This is a genomic window from Plantibacter sp. CFBP 13570 (assembly GCF_014841395.1).
GTDB classification, from domain to species: Bacteria; Actinomycetota; Actinomycetes; order Actinomycetales; family Microbacteriaceae; genus Plantibacter; species Plantibacter auratus.
Genome location: NZ_JACYTW010000006.1, coordinates 57563 through 82087, shown reverse-complemented (window position 1 = coordinate 82087; position 24525 = coordinate 57563). Strand labels below are relative to the sequence as shown.

Here is a 24525-nt window from a genome sequence, read left to right as displayed (position 1 = left end):
ATGACCATCCCACCGACGACGGAACGGAACCACATGTCCGACACGAACCCGACGGCCCAGCGGCACCCGCTCACCGGGTACGGCGTGATCGTCCCCTCCGAACGCATCCCCGGCGCGTTCGCGTCCGGAGCCGACTACGCGGAACCGACCATCGTCGGCAACCTCGTCGTCGCCGACGGAGCCGGGTGGACGCGCCACCCCGACTACGACGTGAGCGTCCGACGCGGCTCGTTCGCGATCCTGTTCCCCGGCGACCTGTCGCTCGCCGACCCCGGCTTCCCGACGGAACGCGTCACCGCGTACCTCGACGCCGTCATGCCGATCATCGGTTCGGTCTCGGAGCCCGGCGCGAAGATCGTGTTCGGGAGCGGTACGGCGCGCACCATCCCCACCGGGGTGGACGTCGCGGCCGCCCGCGCGAGGTTCGCAGAGGTCGTCGTCGAGACGCGCGACGCGGCGGAGCGGAACGGACTGCAGATCGTCCTCGAGCCGCTGAACCGTGACGAGACGAACCTGCTCAACTCGCTCGAGGAGACGGTCGCCTTCCTCGACGAGTTCGGGATCGACCGTGTGCCCGTCGTCGCCGACCTCTTCCACATCATGCTGGAGGAGGAGCCGTTCGCCGTCGTCCAGGCCCTCGGCGCCCGCATCGGACACGCCCACATCGCCGATGCCGGACGACGGCCGCCCGGCCAGGGCGACTGGCCACTCACCGAATTCATCACGGCCCTCCGAGACGGCGGCTACGACGGCCCCATCACCGTCGAGTGCCTCTTCGAGGACTTCGAACCGGAGCTCGAGGCCGCCCTCGCGCACCTCCGTCAGCTCGCCTGAGCCGGCACGGACACCGACGCACCCCACGCACAGAACTGGAGCGAACCCCCGCATGTCCCGACCGCACCGCATCGCCATCGCCGGCGCCGGCATCATCTCGAAGCAGCACGGCATCGTCATCGACCAGCTGCGCGACGAGTTGGAACTCGTCGCCGTCGCCGACCCGGAGCTCGCGAAGGCGGAGGCCCTCGTCGCCGAGCGCGGCGGACGGGCGTTCACGACCCTCGCGGAGGCGCTGGAGCAGACCGACCCCGACATCGTCGTCGTCTGCACCCCCACCGGTCTACACGCCGACCTCGCCATCGAGGCACTCGAGGCCGGCAAGCACGTCATCATCGAGAAGCCGGCCGACGTCACCGTCTCGCGGACGGACGACATCATCGCCGCCCAGGAGCGCGCCGGCACCGTCGTGACCGTCATCTCCCAGCACCGCTTCGACCCCTCGACGGAGATCGTCCTCGCCGCAGCCGAGCGCGGAGACCTCGGGCGCATCACCTCGGGCATCGCCTCGGTCGACTGGTGGCGCGGGCAGAGCTACTACGACTCCGGCGACTGGCGCGGCACCTGGGCGCTCGACGGCGGCGGCGCGCTCATGAACCAGGGCGTGCACACGGTCGACCTGCTGGTCGCCCTCCTCGGACGCCCCGTCGAGGTCTTCGGCTACACCGCGCTCCTCGCCCACGAGCGCATCGAGACCGAGGACGTCGCGGTCGGTGTCGTCCGCTTCGCATCCGGCGCGCTCGGTGTCATCCACGGCTCGACGGCCGTCTACCCGGGCCTCGTCGCGCGGCTGCAGGTCCACGGCGACCGCGGCTCGGCGGTCATCGAGAACGACCAGCTGACGTACTTCCACTCCACCCCCGCGGGGATGGAGCGCGCAGAGGCCTTCTTCGGCTCGCAGGGCAAGGACACGAACCAGGCGGCGCAGTTCGCCGACGAGACGCAGGCGGGCTCGAGCGTCGCCGGACAGATGTCGGACGCGCACCTGCACCAGTACCGGAACGTGCTCGCCGCGATCCGCGGGGAGGAGCCGCTCCGCGTGACGCTGGCCGAGAACCGCCAGGCGATCTCGATCATCACCGGGCTCTACGAATCCGCACGCACGGGCCAGCCGGTCCGGCTCGACGCCGTAGCGGCGGTGGCCCGATGAGCGCGCAGCAGACGAACCGAGTGGCGGCGAACCCCATCCCGTACTGGAGTGCGCGAGGCAAGACCCGCGAGGTGTTCGAGGAGGCCTTCGCCGACTTCCAGCGCATCGGGTTCACCGCGGTGAAGGCCGACATCCCCGAGGGCATGACCGCGGACGAGTACCGCACGTGGATCGGCGGCTACGGCCTCGCACCATCGCTCAGCCTGTTCAGCAGCGCGTTCGACGAGACGGTCGTCCTTGCCGAGGTCCTCGAGGCGGCGAAGGCGTTCGGGGCGGCCCAGGCCTCCCTCGGACTCGACCGGACGATGATCTCCTCGATGGCGATCCCGGCGCGCATGGCGGCGCCGGCGATCGGCGCCGACTTCTCCCAGGAGCGTCTCGACCTGGCCATCGAGAACGCCGGCCGGACCTGCGAGGTCCTGCTCGCCGAGGGGATCCGCCCCCTGCACCATTCGCACGTCGGTGGCGTCTTCGAGACCGAGCACGAGATCCGCAGTCTGCTCGACACCCTCGGACCGGACCTCATCGGGTTCGGGCCCGACACCGGACACCTCCGCTGGGCGGGAGCGGACCCGGTCGCCATGATCACCGACTACCGCGACCGCGTCGGCGGCATCCACATCAAGGACGTCTACGCCGATCACCTCGACGGCGCGGCGGACGGCGCACTGAGCTACCACGAGACGTCGCAGACGAAGCGGCTGTGGGCGGAACCCGGGCTCGGCGTGCTCGACTTCGACGCGATCGTCGCAGCGATGCCCGCGGACTACGACGGCGACTACATGATCGAGGTCGACTTCCCGAGCGTCGAGAGCGTCTACGAGTCGCACCGCCTGTCGTACGAGTGGGCCAACCACGCGCTCGATGTCGCGACCCGCTGACCCGGCCGGCCTGAGCCCTCCCGCGGAGGCCGCGGCAGTACGATGGCTCAGGTCGCCGAGGGCGGCGATCGAGAGGAGCGGGCCCCATGAGCACCTCTGACGCATCCGCGGAGACGGTCGCTCCCGAGCCCGGAACGCCCGAACCCACGGCAGGGGCCGCGAAGACGAAACGTGCCGCGACGATCTACGACATCGCGCAGCTCGCCGGCGTCAACCCATCGACCGTGTCGCGGGCGCTGAGTCGCCCCGGCCGCATCAACGAGAAGACGGCGCAGAAGATCCACGACGCCGCGAAGCAGCTCAACTACGTGGCGAACCCCGCCGCCCGGGCGCTCCCCACCGGGCGCACCGGCACGCTCGGTCTCATCGTCGCCGACATCACGAACCCGATGTTCTTCGACGTCGTCCGCGGCGCGGAGCGCGAGGCCGCCGAACGCAACTACACGCTCGTGCTCGCGGAGTTCAAGGAATCGGCGGAGATGGAGCTGCTGACCGCCAGGCGGCTTATGCCGTCGGTCGACGGTCTCATCCTCGCGACCTCGAGGCTCCTGCCCGACGACGTCCGTGCGCTGGGCCAGGAGAAGCCCGTCGTCGTGATCAACCGTCACGTCGACGACGTCGACAGCATCGTCGCCGACATCGACCCCGGCCTCACCGCGGCGATCGACCACCTCGCAGCCCTCGGACACCGCCGCCTCGCGTTCGTCTCCGGCCCCGGTCGGTCCTGGATGTCGCGGCATCGGTGGAGCCGGACGCGGGAGCTGTGCGCCGAACGCGGCATCGAGACGGTGCGGGTGCCGTCGACGCAGCCCGACATGGCGGCGGGCAGGGCGGCGGCTACGGCCGTGCTCGAGACGGGTGCCACCGCGGTCCTCGCCTACAACGACCTCCTGGCCATCGGCATCATGCTGGAGCTGCGCTCACGTGGTGTCGAGATGCCCACCCAGCTGAGCCTCATCGGCTTCGACGACATCTTCGGCTCGGACTTCACGACACCGGCACTCACCTCGATCCGCAGCCCGCACATCGCCTCCGGTTCCTACGCCGTGCAGACCCTCTTCGCGCACCTCGGGGGCACCGAGGTCCCGACCATCACCGACCTCGCGACCACGCTCATCATGCGCGAGTCGACCGCCCCGCCGCCGACCACGGACTGAGTGGGGGCGTCACCCAGCCCTTCGACAGGCTCAGGGACCGGGACGGTCCCTCGCCCGGGGACCGACCGCGGGGTACGCTCGATCCGATGATCGAGCTGAGCCCGCACCGGACGGCGTGGGCGACGGCGTTCCGACACGAGGCGGCGCGACTCTCGGACGTCCTCGATGAACGTGTCGACGCGATCGAGCACATCGGGAGCACCGCCGTCCCTGGTCTCGTCGCCAAGCCGATCATCGACCTCGCCGCGAGAGCGACGGCAACCGTCGACCCGTTCGCCCTCGGACCACTCCTGGCCGGGCTCGGGTACGAGCCGAACGCCGCCGGACCGAAGACGCATGCCGTGTACGTCCGCTCGGACGGAGTCCGTCGCACGCACATCCTCCACGTGTTCGGCTCAGACGTGTGGGAGCACTGCAACCAGCGGCTGTTCCGGGACAAGCTGCTGCACGACGCATCCGCTCGGCGCCGCTACCAGGAGCTCAAGCTGGAGCTCGCCAGGACCGACGACGGCCGCGCCTACACGGCGGCGAAGTCCCCGCTCATCGAGGAGCTGCTGAACGAGGAGCGCACAGCGCGCTGCCTGCCGCCGACCGCGGCCTGGGACAAGTAGGGCCGCCCCTCGCGTGGTCTCAGGCGACCAGTTCGATCTCGACGCGCGCGCCGAGCGGCAGCCCGACGACCGCGACCGTGGTGCGCGCAGGGTAGGGTGCCGAGAAGACCGTCTCGTAGACGCTGTTCATCGACGCGAAGTCGGCCATGTCGACGAGGTAGACGTTCACCTTGACCACGTCGGCGAACCCACGACCGGCCGCCGTCAGCACCGACTCGAGGTTGGCGAACACCCGGCGGGTCTGCTCAGCGACATCACCGTTGACGAGGGCTCCGGTCACCGGATCGATGGGCGTCTGCCCGGACAGGTACAGCGCTCCGGTCGGGGCGACCGCGGCATGCGAATACGGCCCGACGGGCTTCGGAGCGTGCGGGTCGTTCACCGTGGATCGCGTCATGGCCTCAGCCTAGGGAACGCGGGTGGGTTGCGCCGCGGCTCGACGCGAGGGTCACACTCGGATACTCGCCGAAGCGGGTCGTGTACGACGCGGCGAACCGCCCGAGGTGGGTGAACCCCCACCGCCTGGCGACCTCGGCGACCGTCGCGAGGCCCGGTTCCGCATCCCGCAACTCCTGTCGGACACGATCGAGGCGGATCGACCGCAGGTAGTCGGTGGCGGTGACCTCGTACTCGCGGCGGAACGCCGCCTGCAGACTGCGCAGGCTGATCCCCGCGGCAGCGGCGACCTCGTCGGTACCCAAAGGTCGGTGGGCGTTCGCGACCATGAACTCGACGGCGGCGCGGGCCTTGCTGCTCGGAGGAACCGCCAGATCGGTCCGTGGCTGCAGAGCGAGATGCGGGAAGACCTCGAGCAACGTGACGGCGGCCGCTCGGTTCGCCTCGGCGCGCAGCACCGCGGAACTCCCGTCGTCGTAGATCACGCGCGCGACGGTCGCCACCGTCTCGGTCCAACGCCGCAGGGCGTCGCCCGACGGGCGGAAAGTCGTGTCGAACCGGATCGGACCCACCGACCCCTCGGTGTCCGCCGCGACGCCTTCCAAGTACGCACCGCCGAAGTGCATCATGTTGAGCCGATAGTCGATGAGATCGAACTGCGCGGGCCGGTCATTCGCGAACATCGAGGGCACGCCAGGGTGGAGCTTCATCGGCGAGCCGAGCAGGTCCATCACGCCCTCGCCACGCGTGAGCCAGGTCACCACGTACTCGTCCTGGGTGAAGGAAGCGCCCGTGATCCGGCCCTCGACCTGCGATGCGCGCAGCGCGAGGTCGGCGTCGCCGATGGACGTGAAGCGGTATCCGAAGTCGGTGGCCGTCGGCTCGACGGTGATCCCGCCGATCTGGTACGCCTCGCGGTAGAGCTCGCGCGCGTCGTCGACGTCGCCCCCCGCGGCCTCGAACCGCTCCGCGGGCCCAGCATTCACGCTCATCCTGCTCAGAATCCCACGACTGTGCCAAAGCTCCACTTCCGGGCGGTCGGCGTTCGTTTATCGGATAACGCCGGTTCGCCGCCGAGCGCCAGGCGTCACCCGATGTACGAGGTGTCGGAGCGGGCCTCTCCCGCCACGACGGCCGTCAGGTCGACCTCCCGGCCGTCGAGCCGGAAGGTGAACCGCCCCGTCTGCTCGACCGTCGGCGTCTCCGTGAGGTACTGGCGGAGTTCGGCGCGTTCGCTCTCGTGCAGCCAGACCACCGGGTCGGAGGTCGACTTGAACTCGAGGATGGCGGCGACGTCCTGGAGCATGCGACGTTCGACGGGGTCGAGGAGGTTCCGGGCGCTGCGGAAGTAGACGGCGTCGGGGTCGACCTCGTAGACGTCCTTGAGCCAGACGCGGTTGACGGAGTCGACGATGGAGTTCCACGCCCCGACGCCCGACGGGTCGCCGACCCGTTCGGCGTTGTCCCAGAACGGACCGACATCCGGCCCCACGCGCGCGCCGTCGAACACCCCGATGGACGGGATCATCGGGACGCCGCAGCCGAGCAGGTACACGTCGTCGCCGACCGTCTCCCTGATGAACGAGATCGCATCCCGGTAGGCGGTCTCGCGGTGGACGTCCTGGTGCCGCCGACCGGTCACGGCCCCCGCGTACATGAAGTCGAGCTTGAGGTAGCTGAAGCCCCACCCGGTGACGCGCTCGAAGACCTCGCGGAGGTGGTCCTGCACCTCCCGCTGCGTGGTGTCGAGCGAGTAGTAGTGGGAGTTCCAGTTGTAGCCGGTCGCCAGCGGGCGCCCGGCGTCGTCCTGCACGAGGAGGTCGGGGCGCTCCCGCGCGATCGTGGACTCGGGAAGCGCGATCATGGGGGCGAGCCAGAGCCCCGGGCGGAACCCGGCTTCGGCGATGCGACCGGCGGTCGCCTGCATGCCGGACGGGAAGTCCGGACCGGCCGTCCAGTCGCCCACGATCGGCTCCCAGCCGTCGTCGAGCTGGAACACGTCGAAGGGGTACCCGGTGAGGTCGGCGACGGTGCGGGTGACCAGCTCCTCGTCGATGCCCTCGTAGTAGGAGTACCAACTGCTCCAGACGCGACCGGCGCGCTGTGAGCGCCGCCCGAGCCGTTCGGACAGGATGGCAGCGTAATCGGCGAAAGCCTGCTGCTCCGGTCCGAACGTGACGAACCACTCGGCTTCGTCGGTCTCGCTCCGCGCCCACATCGTGTTGCGGTCGGCACCGACCCGGGGGTTGCCGAGCCCGAGGGTCCCGATGAGCAGCACGGTGCCGTCCGGTCCCGTGATGGCCCCGACGCCACTGCCGGAGTGGAGGTGCGGGGTCTCGTTGACCGCGTCGTCGGCGGTGAGCAGCCGGTCGGGGCTGTCCTTGATGCCGATGGTCTCGCCGTCGGTGGTGGTCCACCCGCTCGGGCTCCACGAGTTCCAGCCGTGCCGGTAGAAGCCGGTGTCGCCGAAGGGGTGGAGGAGCGCGACCGGACCGGCGGGCACGACGAACCCCGTGCTCGTGGCCGTCGGTTCGCCGGCGAGGTTCGCGGGGATGCGGAGGTCACCGAAGGTGAAGGTGTGCAGCATGGCCGGCTTTCTCTCTGGGTGGGTGCGCGCTCGGAATCGACGCGGGTTTCCCGACTGCCACCACGGGGCTGCCGCGGGTAGAGTCGAGGAGGCGGAGTTAATACTGCAACGTGCCGTGAAAAGTCGCAAGAGGGGAATGGGAATGCCTCGAGAGGCGATGGTGGAGCCGTCCGGCGGATCGATGGGCAGTCGTTCGTTGCTCCGGAGGATGAACTCGCTCGGTGTGCTGCGCGCCCTGCTCCCGCAGCCGCTCACCCTGCGGGAGCTGGCGAACGCGTCCGGGCTGTCTCGGACGGCCATCGACGCGATCGTCACGGACCTCGTCGCGATGGGCTGGCTCGAATCAGCCGAACGCGCCTCGGCGTCCCGGATCGGCAGACCCGCCACCGCCTTCAGCGTGCGGGCCGGACTCGGCCATCTCCTGTCGCTCGACATCGGCGCGAACCACATCCACGCCGTCGTGACCGACCTCGCCGGTGCCGTCCTGGGCCAGCGCACGGCTCGCCTGCCCGAGGACACGGGCGCGACCGAGCGCATCACCCTGGCGCTGGCGACCGGCGATGCGGCGCTCAGCACCCTCGACCTCACCCGCGGGTCGGTGTGGATCGTCGCCGTGGGATCCCCGGGCGCGATCGGCCGGGACGGCGAGGTGCTGCACTTCGGCGGGACGGGGCTGCCGGACTGGGTCGGGCTGAACCTGCGCGAGCGGTTCGAGCGGGAGTTCGACGGAGCCGTCCTGGTGGAGGGCGACGTCGCGCTCGGCGCCCGCGCGGAACTGACCGTCGGCGCGGCACAGGGCCACCGCGACGTCGTCTACCTCCTCTGCGGCGTGCGCACCAGCGCGGCCTCCATCGTCGACGGGAAGGTGCATCGCGGCGTACACGGTGCGGCAGGGATCGTCGGCGAGATGCCCGAACTCCGGTGGTCACGTCTGAACGAGCGGTACGGCGAGTCGGTCCTCGGCTCACCACGGCCGTCCCGCGAGGAGATCTTCGATGCGGCTCGCGCCGGTGATCGGATCGCCCTGGCGGTGATGGACGAGTTCGCGGACGACCTGGCCACCGGCGCGGCGGCCATGGTCCTCGCACTCGATCCGGAACTCCTCGTGGTCGGCGGCGGAAGCGCTCCGGGCGCGGACGTCTTCCTACCGCGGTTCATCAGCACCCTCGGCGAGATCTGCCCGCTGCCACCGGACGTGGTCGTCTCCTCGCTCGGTTCCGAGGCGGTGGCGATGGGTGGCGTCAGCCTCGCGTCCCAGCACCTCGACACCGTCCTGGAGGCGGCGGTCCGCGACCTGGAGCGGTTCCCCGACCCGGACGGAGCGCTGCGGCTCGTCAGGCGGACCGCAGCGTCCTGAGGCGTCGCCGCCTGCAACGGGTGGTGGCTCAGCGAGCGCCGAGCTGCGCGGCGAGGATCGACGACCGTCGCTCGGGGATCGCCGCGTCGTAGACGTCCTGGATCACGTCGAACGCCTTGCGTGCTTCGGCGGGGTGGAGCCAGAAGGCGCCCGGCTCGTCGAGCCCCGCGTAGAAGTCCTGGATCAGCCGTTCATGGGAGACGCCCCAGTAGGCACGCGCTCCGCTGGCCGTCACGCGCTCGACGGTGGTCTCGACGCGCCCGTCGGCGAAGCGGGCGGTGAGTTCGGCGCCGAGGCTCAGCGTGCCCCGCTCGCAGACGACGTCGATCGTCACGGGCAGGTTCGCGACCCCGGCGACCGTCGCGTAGACCGTGCTCGTCGCGCCACCCGCGTGCACGATGCGCAGCTCGGCCGTGTCCTCGACCTCGATCACCTCGGCGAGCGCGCGAGTGGCGATCGACCCCGTCGCCTCGATCGGGTCGCCGACCAACCACTGCACGAGGTCGATCGTGTGGATCGCCTGGTTCATGAGGAGTCCGCCGCCGCCGGTCTCCCAGCGACCGCGCCACGGGCGATCCTCGTAGTAGGCCGCCGTCCGATGCCACGGCACGACCGCCGAGGCGCCGAGCACGGCGCCGAGCTCACCCGAGTCGAGGAGTTCCTTCGCGCGCTCCGCAGGCTGGTTGTAGCGGTTCTGGAAACACACCGCGATCTTCGCTCGGCTGTGCTCCGCCGCGGCCAGGAGCCGTCCGGCCTCCTCGCGCGTGTGGGCGAGTGGTTTCTCGAGGATGACGTCGATCCCGCGCTCGAGCGCCCGGATCGCCTGGTCGGCGTGCAGGTGGTGCGGGGTGCAGATGTGGACGACGTCGGGTCGCGCCTCGTCGAACAGTCGATCGAGGTCAGTGAAGCCCGGGACACCCGTCGCAGCCCTCGCCGCATCGAGCCGGCCGGCGTCGACGTCGCACACCGCCACGAGCTGCGCACCGGGGACCGTCCCGATCGCGGCGAGATGGAGTGCGGAGATGTCGCCGCACCCGATCACGGCGACGCGGCGGAGGACGGGTGCGGGCACGCGGCTCATCGCAGCTCGATCCCCAGCTCGTCGGTGAGCCTCCGGAAGGCCCGGGCGGCCACGCCGAACGAGGCGGGACCCGAGAAGCCACCGAGCGCGTGGGTGTCGGCGAGGTGCGGCTCGAGCGAGGCGAACCCGGCGTAGCCGTCGTCGCGCAATGCCATGAGCGTTTCACGCAGTTGCCCGTCGCCCTCGCCGGACGGCACGACCTGGCCGCTCTCGGCGACCGCGTCCTTGACCTGCAGGTAGTCGACGTACGGACGCAGCATCGCGTAGCCGTCGTCGAACGGCGCGACGCCCACCTGGACGAAGTTCGCGTTGTCCCAGGCGAGCCGCAGCGCGGGTGATCCGACGGACTCGACGAGGTCGAGGATGCGCTCCGGGACGTCGCCGTAGATGTCCTTCTCGTTCTCGTGCAGGAGCACGACCCCCTCACGCTCGGCCAGATCGGCGAGCAGGCGCATGCGGACCAGGACGTCGTCGCGGGTGGCCTCCACCGGCACGCCCGCGCCCCGGAAGAAGGAGAAGATGCGGATGTTCGGGGTCCCGAGGGCGTGTGCAGCGGCGATCGCGCGCGCGAGTCGGGCGACCTCCAGCTCGGCGTCGAGGGCCACGTCGACCTTGCCGATCGGCGATCCGATGGCGGACACACCCATGCCCGACCGCTGCAGCTGCGCACCGAGTCGGGCGAGCTGGTCGGCGTCGAGGTCGATGATGTTGACGCCCCACGCGCTCCGGACCTCGATGTGCGATGCACCGAGCGCCTCCAGCACGGCGATCTGCGTCGTCGGGTCGGCGTCGATCTCGTCGCCGAAGCCCGACAGGGTCCAGCTCACCGGGTGTTGTGCATTCACGTGCGCTTCCGCCTTCGCGTTCGTTCTCGTCATCGGGAACCAGACAGTCGGGCTGCCGGCCCTGTCAGCCTACGGCTCTGGCAACCGGTTGACAACCCTTCCCCACGGGAGGGGTCGCCCTAGGATGGAGCGTGTGACCGATCTCTACCTCGCGAGTACGACCGTGTCCTTCCACCGCAGCTGGTCCTGCGTGCTGTTCGACCTCGACGGCACGATCGTGGACTCGGCGCCCGGCATCATCTCGCGCATGAAGACGACCCTGGCGAACGTCGGTGCCGTCGTCCCGTCCGACGAATCGCTGCTGCGTTGGGTCGGGCCGCCGCTACTCGACTCCTTCCGCGACTTCGCGGACATGGACCCCCTGCAGTCGCAGCTCGCCCTCACCGAGTACCGTCGCCAGGTCGCCATCGAGGGCGCCGAGGTCGGCACAGCGGTGTTCCCAGGCGTCGCCGGGCTGCTCGCGCGCATCTCCGAGGCCGGGATCCCGATCGGGCTCGCGACCTCGAAGCCCGAGTCGCAGGCGAACACGATCCTCGACCACTTCGGCCTGAGCCAGTACTTCACCGTCGTCACGGGCGCCTCCGAGGACGAGGTCCGCAGCAGCAAGGCCGACGTCGTCGGCGAGGCCCTCCGGCGTCTCACGGCCGCCGGCGTCGACACGTCCCGCACCGTACTGGTCGGCGACCGCCTCCACGACATCGAGGGCGCAGCGGCGCACGGGATCCCGACGATCCTCGTCGAGTGGGGCTACGGCTCGCCGGCGGAGGCCACCGGCGCCCTCGCCGTCGTCCACTCGATCGACGCGCTGTCGAACCTCATCACCGGCTGAGCGAGGCCGGAACCACTTGGTGACCCCAGGAGGGCCTGGCTTCACCGACACCTGCTCACTAGGGTGATGACCATCCTGAGGAGGTCGACATGGCGGTGTTCACACGCGGTTTCGGAGGACGGGCACGGGAGCAGGACGACCGACTCCCGCCCGGCCAGTTCCTCACCGAGGACTTCCCCGTCCTGTCCGCCGGACCCACGCCGCGGATCGACACCGATGAGTGGGAGTTCCAGATCCGCACGGAGGCGGGGGAGACCCACCGCTGGGACTGGGCGGCCATGCAGGCCCTCCAGCAGGACGACATCACCCGCGACATCCACTGCGTGACCCGCTGGACGAAGCTCGGCACGAGCTGGCAGGGCGTCTCCCTCGACACGCTCTTCGCCGAGGTCGAGAGCGGCTACGACTTCGTGATGGCCCACTCCTACGGCGGTTACACGACCAACGTCCCACTCGACGACCTCCTGGACGGCAAGGCCTGGATCGCCACCGGCTTCGACGGCGAGCCGCTCGCCGCGGAGCACGGCGGCCCGGCACGACTCCTCATCCCGCACCTCTACTTCTGGAAGAGCGCGAAGTGGATCCGCGGCCTCGTCATGCAGCAGGACGACGAACCGGGGTTCTGGGAGCAGAACGGCTATCACGCCTACGGTGACCCCTGGCTCGAACAGCGGTACTCGTGAGGCGCACGGGCCATGTCGACGTCTGGAAGGCGGCAACCGTGGTCACGGCGACGCAGCTGACCCCATCGGGGCGGAGCCTCATCCTGGACGCCCCCGGCTGGGGCGGGAACCTGGCCGGGCAGCACGCCGACGTCCGCCTCACGGCGCCCGACGGCTACCAGGCGGTGCGCTCCTACTCGATCGCCTCTGCGGACGCCGGTGACCGCATCGAGATCGCCGTCGACCGGGTCCCCGACGGCGAGGTCTCACCCTTCCTCGTCGACGCGATCGAGGTCGGCGACCAGGTCGAGGTGCGTGGACCACTGGGCGGCTGGTTCGTCTGGCGCCCTGAGGACACGGAGCCGGTCCTCCTGATCGGCGGAGGTTCGGGCATCGTGCCGCTCATGGCGATGGTGCGAGCGCACGAGGCGGCCGGGAGCACGACGCCGTTCCGACTCGTGTACTCGGTCCGCTCACCGCAGGACGCCTTCTTCGCCGACGAGCTCGCTGCGGCGACCGGGGTCGAGGTCACCTGGATCTACACCCGGCGAGCACCCGACGGCTGGCCTCGTCCCGCCGGCCGTCTGGTCGCGGCCGACCTGCAGGCGCTCGAGTCCACCGGCGGCGAGGCCCCATCGGTGTTCGTCTGCGGACCGACCGGCTTCGTCGAGGCGGTCGCCGACACCCTGGTCGCGATCGGCCATGATCCCGCCCGCATCAAGACCGAGCGGTTCGGAGGCGCGTGATGACCTCGCATCTGGACGGGAACGTCCTCGCCGGAACCCTGTCGGAACTGACCGGCACCGACCCGAGCGGGACGATGTCGCAGTGCCTCGGGTGCCGCGACGTCTCGCCCCTCGCCGCGGAGCTGGTGTTCGGCACCCCAGACGCTTGGGTGGTTCGCTGTCGGCACTGCGACGACGTCCTGCTCGTCGTCCTCCATCACGAGGAGACCACGCGCGTCACCCTCGACGGCGTCCGCTGGTGGACGGACCTCGACTGATCGAATCTCGCACGGTACCGAGTCGTGTTACAGTACCGGCATGGAACCAGATAGCAAGCTCGCGGCACTCCGCCGAGGCATGCTCGAACCGCTCGTGCTCGCTTCGGTCGAGCATCAGCGACGCTACGCGGGCGAGATCGCGACGGCGCTCCGCGAAGCCGGCTTCCCCGTCCAGGAAGCCACGCTCTATCCCCTCCTGAACAAGCTCCGACGCGAAGACCTCCTGGCACACGACTGGCAGGAGTCCACGTCCGGTCCACCTCGCAAGTACCTCTCCCTGACCGAGGCCGGACGAGTGCAGCTCCTGGACTTCCGCACCTATTGGTCCTCCCTCACCGACATGATCACGACGATCGGACACTGACATGGAACAGATCCACCACATGAGCCTGAGTGGGCATGCGGAGACGATCCCGCTGACGGCCGCCGCCCACGCCCACCTGCTCCGCTACCTGTCGAACACCCGCGCCGCACTCGGCACCGACCCCGATGCGGACGAGACCGTACGCGACCTCGAGACGACACTCGGAGACCGCCTGCGATCGATGCCGGCAACCCCTGGCGCCGCGATCGACGACGAGCAGCTCGCGATGATCCTCGCGGAGACGGGCTCCGTCGAGCAGGAAGCACCGCCGATCCGGATCCTCGCCTATCCCGCTCGCGGTCGATTCTTCTGTCGCATCGGGGAGGGGAGCTGGTTCGGCGGCCTGTGCGCCGGCATCGCCGCGTACGGCGACTTCCGCGTGGACTGGGTCCGCACCGTCGCCCTCTTCCTCCTCCTCTTCACGGGCGGGACCGCCGGCCTCGTCTACCTGGCTCTGCTCCTCATCCTGCCGAAGGTCGACACGGTCGCCGAGTATCGGCGCCAGTGCGCGGCGCCAGCGCCGAGTCGATGAGATTGCTTCGACAGCCGATCCATCAAAGCTATTGACATTAGCCAAACGGCGATGCAGACTAGCTTCATGAACACGAACCCGGCATCGTCAGGGCCTGCCACCCGCTACCTCGACCGTCCCGAGGGCAAGATCGCCTACGAGATCCAGGGAGACGGCCCGCTCGTCGTCCTCGTCCCGGGAATGGGCGAGCTCCGCTCCTCCTACCGCTTCCTCGCTCCCGCGCTCGTCCAGGCCGGGTACCGCGTCGCCTCCACCGACCTCCGTGGTCACGGCGACAGCGACACGACGTTCTCCTCGTACGGCGACGTCGCGACCGCCTCGGACATCCACGCCCTCATCCGCGACCTGGGTGCCCCGGCCGTCGTCATCGGGAACTCCCTCGCTGCCGGCGCGGGCGTGATCGTCGCCGCCGAGCACCCGGAGGACGTGTCGGGTCTCGTCCTCGTCGGGCCCTTCGTCCGCAACCCGAAGGCGGGCGCCGTCATGCAGGCGGTCTTCCGCGCCATGATGGCTCCGCTGTGGATCGCACGGGTCTGGAAGGCCTACCTCCCCACGCTGAACGCGGGCCGGAAGCCGGTCGACTTCGACGACCACCTCGCCGACGTCTTCGCGAGCCTGCGTCGCCCCGCCTATGGCAAGGCCTTCTCGCAGACGACCAGACAGACCGACCATGCCCCGGCCGAGGCTGCGCTCCCCGGCGTGAGCGCTCCGACGCTCGTGATCATGGGCACCAAGGACCCCGACTTCCCCGACCCCGCAGGAGAGGCGCGCTGGATCGGCGACACCCTGCAGGCGGAGGTCGTCCTCGTCGAGGACGCCGGCCACTACCCGCAGGCCCAGCAGCCCGAGGTCACCTCGCAGGCCGTCCTCGGCTTCCTCCAGTCGGCGCTGCACCGTGCCTAGGGCGGGACTCAGCCGCGCGCGCGTGGTGGACGAAGCGGCTGAACTCGCCGACGAGGTCGGGCTCGAGGGGCTGACCCTCGCCGCCCTCGCCGAACGGCTCGGCGTCCGGCAGCCCTCGCTCTACAAGCACCTCGACTCGCTCGCCGGACTCCGCCGGAGCATCTCCCTCCAAGCGAAGGGCGAGCTCGGCGACGTCCTGCTGCGCGCCGCCGTCGGCCGTTCGGGCGCGGATGCGATCACGGTGATGGCCGGCGCCTACCGGGAGTGGGCCCTGGAGCACCCGGCACGCTATACGGCCGCGCAGTGGATCGCCGGGCCGGAGGATGAGGAGGACGCGGCGGCATCGCTCGGCGCCATCCAGGTCATCAGCGACGTCCTCGCGGCCTACGAGCTCCGCGGCGACGACGCCATCGACGCGATCCGCGTGTTCCGCTCCACCCTGCACGGCTTCGTCTCGCTCGAGGCGGCAGGCTCCTTCGGCCTCGACCGCGACCTCGACCGGAGCTTCGACCGCCTCGTCCGTGGCTTCGTGATCGCGCTGACCCGTTGGGCCGAGACCGCTGGGGACGAGTCCTAGCCGATCCGCAACGGGTTCCGCTGCACGACGCGTGCGGGGTAGCGTGCCCTCATGTCATGCCGCATCAGTGAACTCGTCCTGGACTGCCGCGATCCGGAAGCGCTCGCCCGCTTCTGGTGCGAGGTCCTCGACTTCGTCGTGCTCGACCGAGACGAGGACGGGGTGGAGATCGGAGCGCGGGACGGCTTCGGTGGGTCGCAACCGACCATCATCCTCAGCCGCAGCGACGACCCGCCGCAGCCGAAGTCGAAGCTCCACATCGACGTCAGCCCGACCGACGGCGACCAGGACGCCGAACTCGAGCGCCTGTTGGCCCTCGGAGCGCGCCCGACGGACATCGGGCAGACGGGCGATGAGTCGTGGCACGTCCTCGCCGATCCCGAGGGCAACGCCTTCTGCCTCCTGCGCACGCCCGTCAAGCCGGTCTGATCGGCCTCAGTCCCGGGCGATGAGGGCGAACCGTTCGAGGACGACGAGCGTCGCGTCGTCGAGGCGGAAGTCGGCGCCGAGTTCGGCCTGCATCTCCGGTGAGGTCCAGAACCGCTCGTGACCGGCACGCCAGTCGGCGACCGAGGCGTAGCCTTCGCCCTCCGCCAGAGCGTGAGCCAGCGGCACCTCGTCCAGCGGTACCACCTCGACACCCACCGTCTCGATGACGAAGCGGTGAGCGCCATCGGAATCGACGACGATTCCGCGCTGCCCGACCGCCGGCAACTCCTCGCCTGCCACCGCGTACTCGTGCGCCAGGGAACTCGTCGCGGCCTTCTCGCCGGACTCGATCGCCGCCACCAGCCTGTCCCGCAGCGGGCCGGGGAACACGAACTCGACGATGGGGAGGTGGTCATCCATGCGTCCATCCCAGCATCGATCGACGCGTCGTGCCACTTCACACCTCCTGTCGGTTTCCCGCGGCGGCGCCTGCAGCCTCCTGCGGACGCGAGCGGATGCGGTCTGAGGGCCGGCGGGCACGGTGCCGGTGGGATAATCGGCGCATGTCCTCGACCGCGCGGTACGCCAGGCAGCTCGCCCTCCCCGGGTTCGGACCAGCGGCGCAACAGCGCCTCGCCGACGCACGGGTGCTGATCGTCGGCGCCGGCGGCCTCGGCAGCATCGTCATCCCGGCGCTTGCCGCTGCCGGTGTCGGTTCCGGTGACGGCGCGATCCACCTGGTGGACGACGACACGGTCGAGCTCAGCAACCTGCATCGGCAGACCGTCCACAGCACCGCGGACGTCGGCCGGTCGAAGGTCGACTCCGCCGCCGACCGCGCCCTCGCCGTCAACACCGATGCGACGATCCTCAGACACCGCCTCCGCCTCGGACCCGGCGAGATCATGGGCCTCCTGGCCGACGCGGAGATCGACCTCGTCATCGACGGCAGCGACAACTTCGAGACCCGTTACCTGGTCGACGACGCCGCGACGCTCGCCGACGTCCCACTCGTCTGGGGTGCGGTCTCGCAGTACGGCGGGCAGGCTGGACTCAGCTGGTCGTCTCGCGGCCCGCGCTACCGCGACCTCTTCCCCCACCCGCCGACGGACGGTTCGGTGCTCTCCTGCGAGGCCGGCGGCGTCCTGCCCACCACGGTCGGGGTCATCGGGTCCATCATGGCCACCGAGGCGATCAAGGTGCTCACCGGGGTCGGGACCCTCTCGCTCGGCCGGGTGACGATGTTCGACGGGCTGAGCGGCGGGTTCCGCGAACTCCGGTACGAGCGCGACCCCGCGGGCGCCCGGCAGGTGTCGCTCGATGAGCATCTGCATCGGACGCCAGGAGGGGACGCGGCGAGCGCCGCAGCGGCAGCCCCGCACGAGCCGCGACACGGCGGCCGCACGATCACCGCACCGCAGCTCGCGGCGAGCGACGATGAGGCCGTCCTGCTCGACGTCCGGGAGCCGTGGGAGGCGGAGATCGCCCGGTTGCCCGGTTCGACGCTGATGCCGCTCGGCTCGCTCCCCGAGACGCTCCACGGGCTCGACCCCGAGACGCCCGTGGTCGTCTACTGCCACCACGGCATCCGATCCGAGTCCGCGCTTCGCCTGCTCCTCGAGCGCGGCTACTCGGCCGTCCATCTCGAGGGCGGCATCGACGCGTGGTCGCGGCTCGTGGATCCGACCGTCCCCCGCTACTGACCGCGGCTCCGAACACCCCGTGCAGCCCCACCGACCGACCTCGACGACGGGAACCACCATGACGACGCCAGCGCCCACGAGTCGGAAGACCGTCGAGCAACACGCCTCCGACGTCGCAGCCCTCCTCGACGACGTGACCGACACCGGCGCCGAGCACGTGCCGATCGACGAGGCCGCAGCTCGGGTGACGGCGGTGGCGGTGCCGTCACCGGTCGACCTGCCGCTGTTCCGCAACTCACAGATGGACGGCTTCGCGGTTCGGGCGGCAGACCTCACGGGCGATGAGACGCGACTGCGGGTGGTGGGCGAGATCGCCGCGCGCCCGATCGACCCCGCGCCGCTCGAGGCGGGGACCTCGGCGCGCATCATGACGGGCGCGGTCGTTCCGCCGGGTGCGGACGTCGTCGTGCCGGTCGAGGAGAGCGAGGTCGAGACGGACCCGGACGGTGTCGAGACCGTCCTCCTCGGTCCTGCGCGCGGCGGTGGCGAGCGCCCGGTGGGGCTGTTCGTCCGGGAACGCGGGAGCGACGTCCGCGCCGGCGAGGAGCTGCTGCCGGCCGGCGTGCGCCTCGCTTCACGACACCTCGCCGTGTTGGCTGCGGCCGGGATCACGACCGTCGAGGTGCGTCGGCGGGTGCGGGTCGCGATCGTCACGACCGGTGCCGAACTCGTCGAACCCGGCGAGACGCCGACGCTCGGCCAGACCTTCGACTCCAACGGGACCGCGCTGGCGGCCGCCGTCGTCGCAGCCGGGGCCGAGGTCAACGCCCGTGCGCGCGTCGTCGACGATGCCGACGTCCTGCTCGCCCTGCTCGACGACCTCCACGGCGAGGTCGATCTCATCCTCACCTCCGGCGGGATCTCCATGGGTGAGCACGAGGTCGTCCGTGACGTCCTCGGTCCGCTGGGTGGCTGGATCGGTTCGGTCGCGATGCAGCCCGGCGGACCACAGGCGCTCGGGGCCCACCGGGGCGTCCCGATCATCGCGTTCCCCGGCAACCCGGTGAGCACCCAGCTCTCGTTCGAGGTCTTCGTCGCTCCGGTCCTCCGCCGGGTCGCCGGGCTGCCGCAGGCGTCGCGCGTGCCGGCCGAGCTCGCGGTCGCCGTGCGTTCGGTGCCCGGCAAACGCCAGTTCCTCCGCGGACGCCGACGAGACGATGGTCGGGTCGAACCGGTCTCGGGCCCCGGCTCGCACCTGGTCGCCGGGCTCGCGGCCTCCGACGTGCTGATCGTCATCCCGGAGGACACGCTCGAGCTCGACGCCGGTGACGCTGTGGAAGCATGGGCACTATGACCGGGCTCACACACCTCGACGACGACGGCCGCGCACGCATGGTCGACGTCGGCGACAAGGCCACGACGAAGCGGGTCGCGACGGCGACCGCGACCTTCACCACCCGACCAGACGTGATCGCGCTCGTTCAAGCGGACGGCCTGCCGAAAGCGGACGTCATCGCGACCGCTCGCATCGCGGGGATCGCGGGGGCCAAGCGGACGAGCGAGCTCATCCCGTTGTGCCACCAGCTCGCGCTGTCGTCCGTGAGCCTCGACTTCGCCTTCACCGAGGACTCCATCGTCATCACCGCGACCGCGAAGACCACCGGCCAGACCGGGGTCGAGATGGAGGCCCTGACGGCCGCGTCGATCGCCGGCCTGACCCTGCACGACATGGTCAAGGCCGTCGACCCGGCATCGGTCCTCGGCGACATCCGGCTGCTGGAGAAATCCGGCGGCAAGCGCGGGAACTGGACGCCGGAAGCGTCGGAGCCGATCGAAGCACCTGTGGCGCGAACGGTCCGTCCGCGAACCGCGGCCGTCATCGTCGCGTCGACCGCCGGTGCGGCGGGCACGCGCGAAGACCTCACGGGGCCGCGCATCTCCGCCTGGTTGTCCGAGCACGACTACGCGGTGGATGCGGTGACGGTCGTGTCCGACGCAGATGTGCACCTCGCGATCACGGCAGCCCTGGACGCCGCGCCCGCGGTGCTCATCACGACGGGCGGCACCGGCCTCTCGCCGAGCGACCGCACCCCGGAGGCGACGCGGCCCCACCTCGACCGCGAGCTGCCCGGCATCGCGGAGGCGATCCGCACCCTCGGGTCGACCAAGACCCCGACCGCGGCGCTCAGTCGCGGGCTCGCGGGGGTCTCCGGCGGCACCGTCGTCGTGAACCTGCCCGGGTCGACCGGTGGCGTGAAGGACGGACTCGCCGTCCTCGACGGCCTGCTCGACCACCTCGTCGCCCAGATCGCCGGAGGTGGCGCGCATGAGTGAGTCGACGGTTCCCGAGGTCCTCGCCCTCATCTCGGAGTCGCCCCTCGACGCGCATGCGATCGAGGACTTCGTCGCGGCGCCCGCCAACGGCGCCCTCGTCGCCTTCCGAGGCATCGTGCGCGACCACGACCACGGCGAGGCGGTCGACGCCCTCGACTACCGGGCCCATCCCGACGCCCAGCGATTCCTCGAGGACTGCTGCCGGACGGTCGCCGCGGAGACCGGCCTCCGAGTGGCGGCAGCGCATCGCGTCGGGTCGCTCGTCGTCGGCGACCTGGCCCTCGTGGCCGCCGTCGCCGCCGCGCACCGTGCCGAGGCTTTCGCCGCCTGCGAGCGCCTGGTCGAGGAGATCAAGCGCACCGTCCCCATCTGGAAGCGCCAGCACCTGGCCGACGGCGAGACGGAGTGGGTCGGCCTGTAGCGGCCCGTCCTCGATTCGCCCCGAATGGTCGCACGCACGAAGCGTGGCCGGCCATTCGGGGCGAATCGAGCGGTCAGCGTGGCAGCACGTCGTAGGTGATGCGCACGAGCCCGTCCTCGGGCGTCGCGTGGGTGCCGCGGAGTCGCAGGCGGACGTCGGCGTCGAGGTCGCCGAAGAGGCGGGCGCCCGAGCCGATGAGCACCGGCGCGACCGACACGGTGATCTCGTCGACGAGGCCAGCACCGAGGAACGCCTGGATGGTCCTGCCGCCGTCGATGTAGACGCGGCCGGCCCCGGCCTCGTCGAGCAGGGCGGCCGCTTCGTCGACCGACCCGGCGACCGTGATGCGGTCGTCCCCTGCCTCGAGCGTGGTGCTCAGCACGACGACCCGCTTGCCCTCGAACGGCCACTCGCCGAAGCCGAGGACGGTGTCGTAGGTGGTGCGTCCCATCACGAGGGTGTCGATCGTCGGGAAGAACGAATCCCAGTCGAGCGCCGGGTGCTCCCCCGGCGCATCCGCGGCATGCTCCCGCGGCTCGAGCTCCGTGAGCCAGCCGAGGTCGCCGTCGGGCTTTGCGATGTAACCATCGAGGCTCACGCCGATGAAGACACAGCCGTGCCAGGAACGTTCACGATTCATGAGGACGATCCTGCCGTCCACCCCCGACATCGCGCATCGGGCGGGGCACGTCAACCGGTCGCCCACCAGACCGCGGCGACGTAGGGTGATCTGATGCCCGAACACGCCCCCGAAGCATCCGACCCGTTCGTCCGCGTCCGGGGAGCCAACGAGAACAACCTCCGCAACGTGGACGTCGACGTGCCGCGCGATGCGATCGTCGCCTTCACCGGGGTCTCCGGCTCGGGCAAGTCGTCGCTCGCGTTCGGCACCATCTTCACCGAGGCACAACGGCGGTACCTCGAGTCCGTCGCACCGTACGCCAGGCGGCTGATCCAGCAGGGTCATGACCCGCACGTCGACTCGATCTCCGGTCTGCCACCGGCGGTCGCCCTGCAGCAGCGTCGCGGCGCCCCCAGCTCGCGCTCCAGCGTCGGCACGGTGACGACCCTCTCGAACTCGCTCCGCATGCTCTTCTCGCGCGCCGGCACCTTCCCCGAGGGGTTCACGACCCGGCTCGACTCGGACGCCTTCTCCCCCAACACCGCTGTCGGCGCCTGCCCGGAGTGCCACGGCATCGGCGTCGCGCACACGGTCACCGAGGACTCTCTCGTGCCCGACCCGTCGCTGAGCATCCGCGAGGGCGCGATCGCCGCGTGGCCGGGCGCCTGGCAGGCGAAGAATCTCCGCGACATCACCATCGCCCTCGGATACGACGTCGACCGCCCCTGGCGGGAACTCGACCAGGAGGACCGCGACTGGATCCTCTTCACCGAGGAGCAACCGGTCGTGCAGATCACGCCGCAACGAGACCGCGTCGCGAAGCCGTACAACGGGATGTTCTGGAGCGCCAAGCAGTACGTCTTCCACACCCTCTCCGACTCCAAGAGCCAGATGATGCGGAACAAGGTGCTGCAGTTCGTGCGCTCGGGTCCGTGCCCGCTCTGCCACGGCACGGGACTCCGCCGCGAGGCGCTCGCGGTCACCTTCGCCGGCCGCACGATCGCCGAACTCAACGCCCTGCCGATGACGGAGCTCGCCGAGGTCATCCGGCCCACCACGGAGCTGACCGACGCGGCGCCCGCGCTCCCGACCACGCTGTCCGGCGAGCGCACCGACGTCGCCGTCGCCATCACGACCGACCTCCTCGCGCGCATCCGCGTGCTCACCGACCTCGGACTCGGGTATCTCGGCCTCGGGCGCGTGACGACGACGCTCTCCCCCGGCGAGATGCAGCGGCTCCGGCTCGCGACCCAGCTGCGCTCCGGGCTCTTCGGCGTGGTCTACGTCCTCGACGAGCCGTCAGCGGGTCTGCACCCGGCCGACGCGGAGCCCCTCCTCGAGGTGCTGGAGCAGCTGAAGCGCTCCGGCAACTCGGTCTACGTCGTCGAGCACAACATGGACGTCGTCCGGAACGCGGACTGGATCGTCGACGTCGGCCCCGGTGCAGGCGAGGGTGGCGGCGACGTGCTCTACAGCGGGGCCGTCGAGGGTCTCGCCGAGGTCGAGGCCTCGGCGACCCGCCCGTTCCTCTTCCCCGAACAGCACGGTCCGGCTCCCGAGCGACGAGCACTCCGTGAGGCGCGCGACTGGCTCGAGGTGGAGGGCATCACGCTCCACAACCTCGCCGGCGTCGACGCCTCGATCCCCCTCGGGACCTTCGTCGCCGTCACCGGTGTCTCCGGTTCCGGCAAATCGACCCTCGTGAGCCGGGTCCTCCGCGACGTCGTGCGCGACCACCTGCGGGCAGCCGGCCGGACGACGGACGACGTCGCAGACGATGACGACGAGGTGCCCGCCGATCCGGATGCGGCCGAGGGTTCCGGCCTGGCGGAGGCGACGGTGCCGGACGGGCACGCCGACACGCTCACCGTCCGTCGGGTGCGAGGGCTCGAGCACGTCGACCGCATGGTCCGGGTCGACCAGAAGCCCATCGGTCGAACGCCGCGGTCGAACCTCGCGACCTACACCGGACTGTTCGACGCCGTCCGCGCGGCCTTCGCCGCCACGGACCTCGCCCGCGAACGCGGCTACACGGCCGGCCGGTTCTCGTTCAACGTCGCGGGAGGTCGCTGCGAGACCTGCCTCGGTGAGGGCTTCGTGTCGGTCGAACTGCTGTTCCTCCCCGGCAGCTACGGGAAGTGCCCGACCTGCAACGGCGCCCGGTACAACGCCGAGACCCTCGATGTCACCTACGACGGGAAGTCGATCGCAGACGTCCTCGCACTCACCGTCGAGCAGGCGGCCGAGTTCCTCGCGGCCGTCCCGGCGGCGGCGCGCAGCCTCCGCACCCTGCTCGAGGTCGGCCTGGGGTACCTGCGGCTCGGCCAGCCTGCCACCGAGCTGTCGGGCGGTGAGGCACAGCGCATCAAGCTCGCGACGGAACTTCAGCGGGTGCGACGCGGTCACACCCTCTACCTCCTCGACGAGCCGACGACCGGCCTCCACCCGGCCGACGTCCGTCGTCTGCTGGCGCAGCTGAACGCGCTCGTCGACTCCGGCGACACCGTCGTCGTGGTCGAGCACGAGATGGACGTCGTCGCGGCGGCCGACTGGGTGATCGACCTCGGACCGTCCGGCGGCGACGCTGGTGGGCGCATCGTGTCCGCGGGCACCCCGGACACCGTCGCCGCAGACCCCGACAGCCGCACCGCGCCCTACCTGGCGAAGCGACTGGCGTTGCTCGGTGCCGCACCGTCACCGGAGGAGGCGTCGGCGGGGTGACGTCCCACCGACCCGGAGCGCCTAGCGTGGAGTCCATGCAGACGACCGATGCACGCCGTGACCTCCGCGCTCAGCGCATCGCCGTCGTCGTCTGGGCGGTCGCCGCGACGTCGATGCTGGTGCTGGCTCCCATCGAGGAACTCATCTGGGCGCCGCTCGCGATGACGGACGACTCCTACGGCCTCGAGGCGATCTACGGGGTGTTCGCGCCCACCACCCTGACCGTCGGCCTGGTCGGTGTCGCGATCGCGTTCCTGCTCGGCCTCACAGCCATTCTGGTGTTCACCCACTTCGGATGGCGCGGCCGGCTCGGCACACACTGGGTCCACGTCGCGACACTCGGATCCATGCTCGTGTGGCTCGGTCTCCTGGCCATGTTCGTCGCCGGCTTCGGCGTCGGGAACACCGTGTCCGACGAGATCCCGCCGTACGTCGGCCGGTCGTCATCGGTCGGCGAACTGCTCCAGATGCTCGCGCTCGTGGCGTTCCTGGCGACTGTCGTCGGAGCGATCTGCTCGCTCATCCTGATGTTCCGGTCGGCCGGGGTGGCCCGTCGCGCCTGGCAGGCTTCGCGATGAGCCCCTAT

General features: G+C 70.6%; 28 protein-coding genes. 21 read left to right on the top strand and 7 right to left on the bottom strand.

What is annotated here, in order from left to right:
• The 5 genes from IFT89_RS03895 (at window position 1) to IFT89_RS03875 (ending at window position 4633) form a co-directional block, all read left to right on the top strand.
• Window positions 1–834, top strand: coding sequence for a sugar phosphate isomerase/epimerase family protein (locus IFT89_RS03895; RefSeq protein WP_202938290.1), 834 nt, complete (start codon window positions 1–3; stop codon window positions 832–834).
• A gap of 52 nt (window positions 835–886) precedes the next feature.
• Window positions 887–1984 carry a Gfo/Idh/MocA family protein gene (locus IFT89_RS03890; RefSeq protein WP_202938289.1) on the top strand — a complete coding sequence of 366 codons (1098 nt, stop codon included), beginning with the start codon at window positions 887–889 and terminating at the stop codon, window positions 1982–1984.
• The gene (locus IFT89_RS03885; RefSeq protein WP_202938288.1) at window positions 1981–2865 is read left to right on the top strand and encodes a sugar phosphate isomerase/epimerase family protein; all 885 of its coding nucleotides are present in this window, start codon (window positions 1981–1983) and stop codon (window positions 2863–2865) included. Before IFT89_RS03890 ends, IFT89_RS03885 begins: the two co-directional genes overlap by 4 nt.
• An 86-nt stretch (window positions 2866–2951) precedes the next feature.
• The gene (locus IFT89_RS03880) at window positions 2952–4022 is read left to right on the top strand and encodes a LacI family DNA-binding transcriptional regulator (RefSeq protein WP_202938287.1); all 1071 of its coding nucleotides are present in this window, start codon (window positions 2952–2954) and stop codon (window positions 4020–4022) included.
• Between the two features lie 86 nt (window positions 4023–4108).
• Entirely contained in the window at window positions 4109–4633 is a 525-nt protein-coding gene (locus IFT89_RS03875) for a GrpB family protein (RefSeq protein WP_202938286.1), read from the top strand.
• 19 nt (window positions 4634–4652) lie between these two features.
• Here IFT89_RS03875 and IFT89_RS03870 read toward each other — a convergent pair whose 3' ends face one another.
• The 3 genes from IFT89_RS03870 to IFT89_RS03860 form a co-directional block, all read right to left on the bottom strand.
• Window positions 4653–5030 (bottom strand): RidA family protein, encoded by a 378-nt coding sequence (locus tag IFT89_RS03870; RefSeq protein WP_191940016.1) that lies wholly within the window; start codon window positions 5028–5030, stop codon window positions 4653–4655.
• Window positions 5031–5034: 4 nt separating this feature from the next.
• Window positions 5035–6021 carry a helix-turn-helix transcriptional regulator gene (locus IFT89_RS03865; protein WP_202938285.1) on the bottom strand — a complete coding sequence of 329 codons (987 nt, stop codon included), beginning with the start codon at window positions 6019–6021 and terminating at the stop codon, window positions 5035–5037.
• Window positions 6022–6116: 95 nt separating this feature from the next.
• The gene (locus IFT89_RS03860; RefSeq protein WP_202938284.1) at window positions 6117–7616 is read right to left on the bottom strand and encodes a glycoside hydrolase family 36 protein; all 1500 of its coding nucleotides are present in this window, start codon (window positions 7614–7616) and stop codon (window positions 6117–6119) included.
• Window positions 7617–7824: 208 nt separating this feature from the next.
• On the opposite strand from IFT89_RS03860, the gene IFT89_RS03855 reads away from it, so the two are divergent.
• On the top strand, window positions 7825–8973 hold the full coding sequence (locus IFT89_RS03855; protein ID WP_244650574.1) for an ROK family transcriptional regulator: 1149 nt from the start codon (window positions 7825–7827) through the stop codon (window positions 8971–8973).
• Between the two features lie 28 nt (window positions 8974–9001).
• Here the strand turns inward: IFT89_RS03855 and IFT89_RS03850 are convergent, their stop codons facing one another.
• Both IFT89_RS03850 and IFT89_RS03845 read right to left on the bottom strand, forming a co-directional pair.
• A complete protein-coding gene (locus tag IFT89_RS03850; protein WP_191940013.1) occupies window positions 9002–10054 on the bottom strand; it encodes a Gfo/Idh/MocA family protein in 1053 nt (350 codons plus the stop codon).
• Window positions 10051–10932 (bottom strand): sugar phosphate isomerase/epimerase family protein, encoded by an 882-nt coding sequence (locus IFT89_RS03845; RefSeq protein WP_191940012.1) that lies wholly within the window; start codon window positions 10930–10932, stop codon window positions 10051–10053. Before IFT89_RS03845 ends, IFT89_RS03850 begins: the two co-directional genes overlap by 4 nt.
• 100 nt (window positions 10933–11032) lie before the next feature.
• Between IFT89_RS03845 and IFT89_RS03840 the strand changes: the two genes are divergently transcribed.
• From IFT89_RS03840 to IFT89_RS03800, 9 genes are all read left to right on the top strand, one after another.
• Window positions 11033–11728 carry an HAD hydrolase-like protein gene (locus tag IFT89_RS03840; RefSeq protein ID WP_194599907.1) on the top strand — a complete coding sequence of 232 codons (696 nt, stop codon included), beginning with the start codon at window positions 11033–11035 and terminating at the stop codon, window positions 11726–11728.
• Between the two features lie 89 nt (window positions 11729–11817).
• Window positions 11818–12411 (top strand): sulfite oxidase-like oxidoreductase, encoded by a 594-nt coding sequence (locus IFT89_RS03835; RefSeq protein WP_202938283.1) that lies wholly within the window; start codon window positions 11818–11820, stop codon window positions 12409–12411.
• A gap of 38 nt (window positions 12412–12449) precedes the next feature.
• Window positions 12450–13136, top strand: coding sequence for a ferredoxin reductase (locus tag IFT89_RS03830; RefSeq protein ID WP_307783416.1), 687 nt, complete (start codon window positions 12450–12452; stop codon window positions 13134–13136).
• Window positions 13136–13393 carry a DUF6510 family protein gene (locus tag IFT89_RS03825; protein ID WP_192004076.1) on the top strand — a complete coding sequence of 86 codons (258 nt, stop codon included), beginning with the start codon at window positions 13136–13138 and terminating at the stop codon, window positions 13391–13393. The genes IFT89_RS03830 and IFT89_RS03825 overlap by 1 nt, the downstream gene beginning before the upstream one ends.
• 40 nt (window positions 13394–13433) lie before the next feature.
• Window positions 13434–13757: a PadR family transcriptional regulator gene (locus tag IFT89_RS03820; protein WP_159876711.1), complete on the top strand. Its 324-nt coding sequence runs from the start codon at window positions 13434–13436 to the stop codon at window positions 13755–13757.
• A gap of 1 nt (window position 13758) precedes the next feature.
• Complete coding sequence (locus tag IFT89_RS03815; RefSeq protein ID WP_197977356.1) at window positions 13759–14289, top strand: PspC domain-containing protein; 531 nt, start codon at window positions 13759–13761, stop codon at window positions 14287–14289.
• 66 nt (window positions 14290–14355) lie between these two features.
• A complete protein-coding gene (locus IFT89_RS03810; protein WP_213014157.1) occupies window positions 14356–15192 on the top strand; it encodes an alpha/beta fold hydrolase in 837 nt (278 codons plus the stop codon).
• Between the two features lie 22 nt (window positions 15193–15214).
• On the top strand, window positions 15215–15769 hold the full coding sequence (locus tag IFT89_RS20705; RefSeq protein WP_198425021.1) for a TetR/AcrR family transcriptional regulator: 555 nt from the start codon (window positions 15215–15217) through the stop codon (window positions 15767–15769).
• A gap of 51 nt (window positions 15770–15820) precedes the next feature.
• On the top strand, window positions 15821–16198 hold the full coding sequence (locus IFT89_RS03800; protein WP_071261898.1) for a VOC family protein: 378 nt from the start codon (window positions 15821–15823) through the stop codon (window positions 16196–16198).
• A gap of 6 nt (window positions 16199–16204) precedes the next feature.
• On the opposite strand, the gene IFT89_RS03795 is transcribed toward IFT89_RS03800, so the two are convergent.
• Window positions 16205–16618 (bottom strand): ASCH domain-containing protein, encoded by a 414-nt coding sequence (locus tag IFT89_RS03795; RefSeq protein ID WP_202938281.1) that lies wholly within the window; start codon window positions 16616–16618, stop codon window positions 16205–16207.
• Between the two features lie 143 nt (window positions 16619–16761).
• On the opposite strand from IFT89_RS03795, the gene IFT89_RS03790 reads away from it, so the two are divergent.
• From IFT89_RS03790 to IFT89_RS03775, 4 genes are read left to right on the top strand one after another with little or no spacing between them, the layout of a single operon-like run.
• Window positions 16762–17901 (top strand): ThiF family adenylyltransferase, encoded by a 1140-nt coding sequence (locus IFT89_RS03790; protein ID WP_137242838.1) that lies wholly within the window; start codon window positions 16762–16764, stop codon window positions 17899–17901.
• 58 nt (window positions 17902–17959) lie between these two features.
• Window positions 17960–19195, top strand: a complete 1236-nt coding sequence (locus IFT89_RS03785; protein ID WP_202938280.1) for a molybdopterin molybdotransferase MoeA — start codon at window positions 17960–17962, stop codon at window positions 19193–19195.
• A complete protein-coding gene (gene moaCB / locus IFT89_RS03780; RefSeq protein ID WP_202938279.1) occupies window positions 19192–20175 on the top strand; it encodes a bifunctional molybdenum cofactor biosynthesis protein MoaC/MoaB in 984 nt (327 codons plus the stop codon). Before IFT89_RS03785 ends, moaCB begins: the two co-directional genes overlap by 4 nt.
• Window positions 20168–20596 carry a molybdenum cofactor biosynthesis protein MoaE gene (locus tag IFT89_RS03775; protein ID WP_056011786.1) on the top strand — a complete coding sequence of 143 codons (429 nt, stop codon included), beginning with the start codon at window positions 20168–20170 and terminating at the stop codon, window positions 20594–20596. The genes moaCB and IFT89_RS03775 overlap by 8 nt, the downstream gene beginning before the upstream one ends.
• 73 nt (window positions 20597–20669) lie before the next feature.
• Here the strand turns inward: IFT89_RS03775 and IFT89_RS03770 are convergent, their stop codons facing one another.
• Window positions 20670–21236, bottom strand: a complete 567-nt coding sequence (locus IFT89_RS03770) for a dihydrofolate reductase family protein (RefSeq protein WP_202938278.1) — start codon at window positions 21234–21236, stop codon at window positions 20670–20672.
• Between the two features lie 93 nt (window positions 21237–21329).
• Here IFT89_RS03770 and IFT89_RS03765 point away from each other — a divergent pair, with 93 nt between their 5' ends.
• Together IFT89_RS03765 and IFT89_RS03760 are read left to right on the top strand one after the other, a co-directional pair.
• The gene (locus IFT89_RS03765; protein WP_202938277.1) at window positions 21330–23939 is read left to right on the top strand and encodes an excinuclease ABC subunit UvrA; all 2610 of its coding nucleotides are present in this window, start codon (window positions 21330–21332) and stop codon (window positions 23937–23939) included.
• 35 nt (window positions 23940–23974) lie between these two features.
• A complete protein-coding gene (locus IFT89_RS03760; RefSeq protein ID WP_137242844.1) occupies window positions 23975–24517 on the top strand; it encodes a hypothetical protein in 543 nt (180 codons plus the stop codon).
• Window positions 24518–24525: the final 8 nt, after the last annotated feature.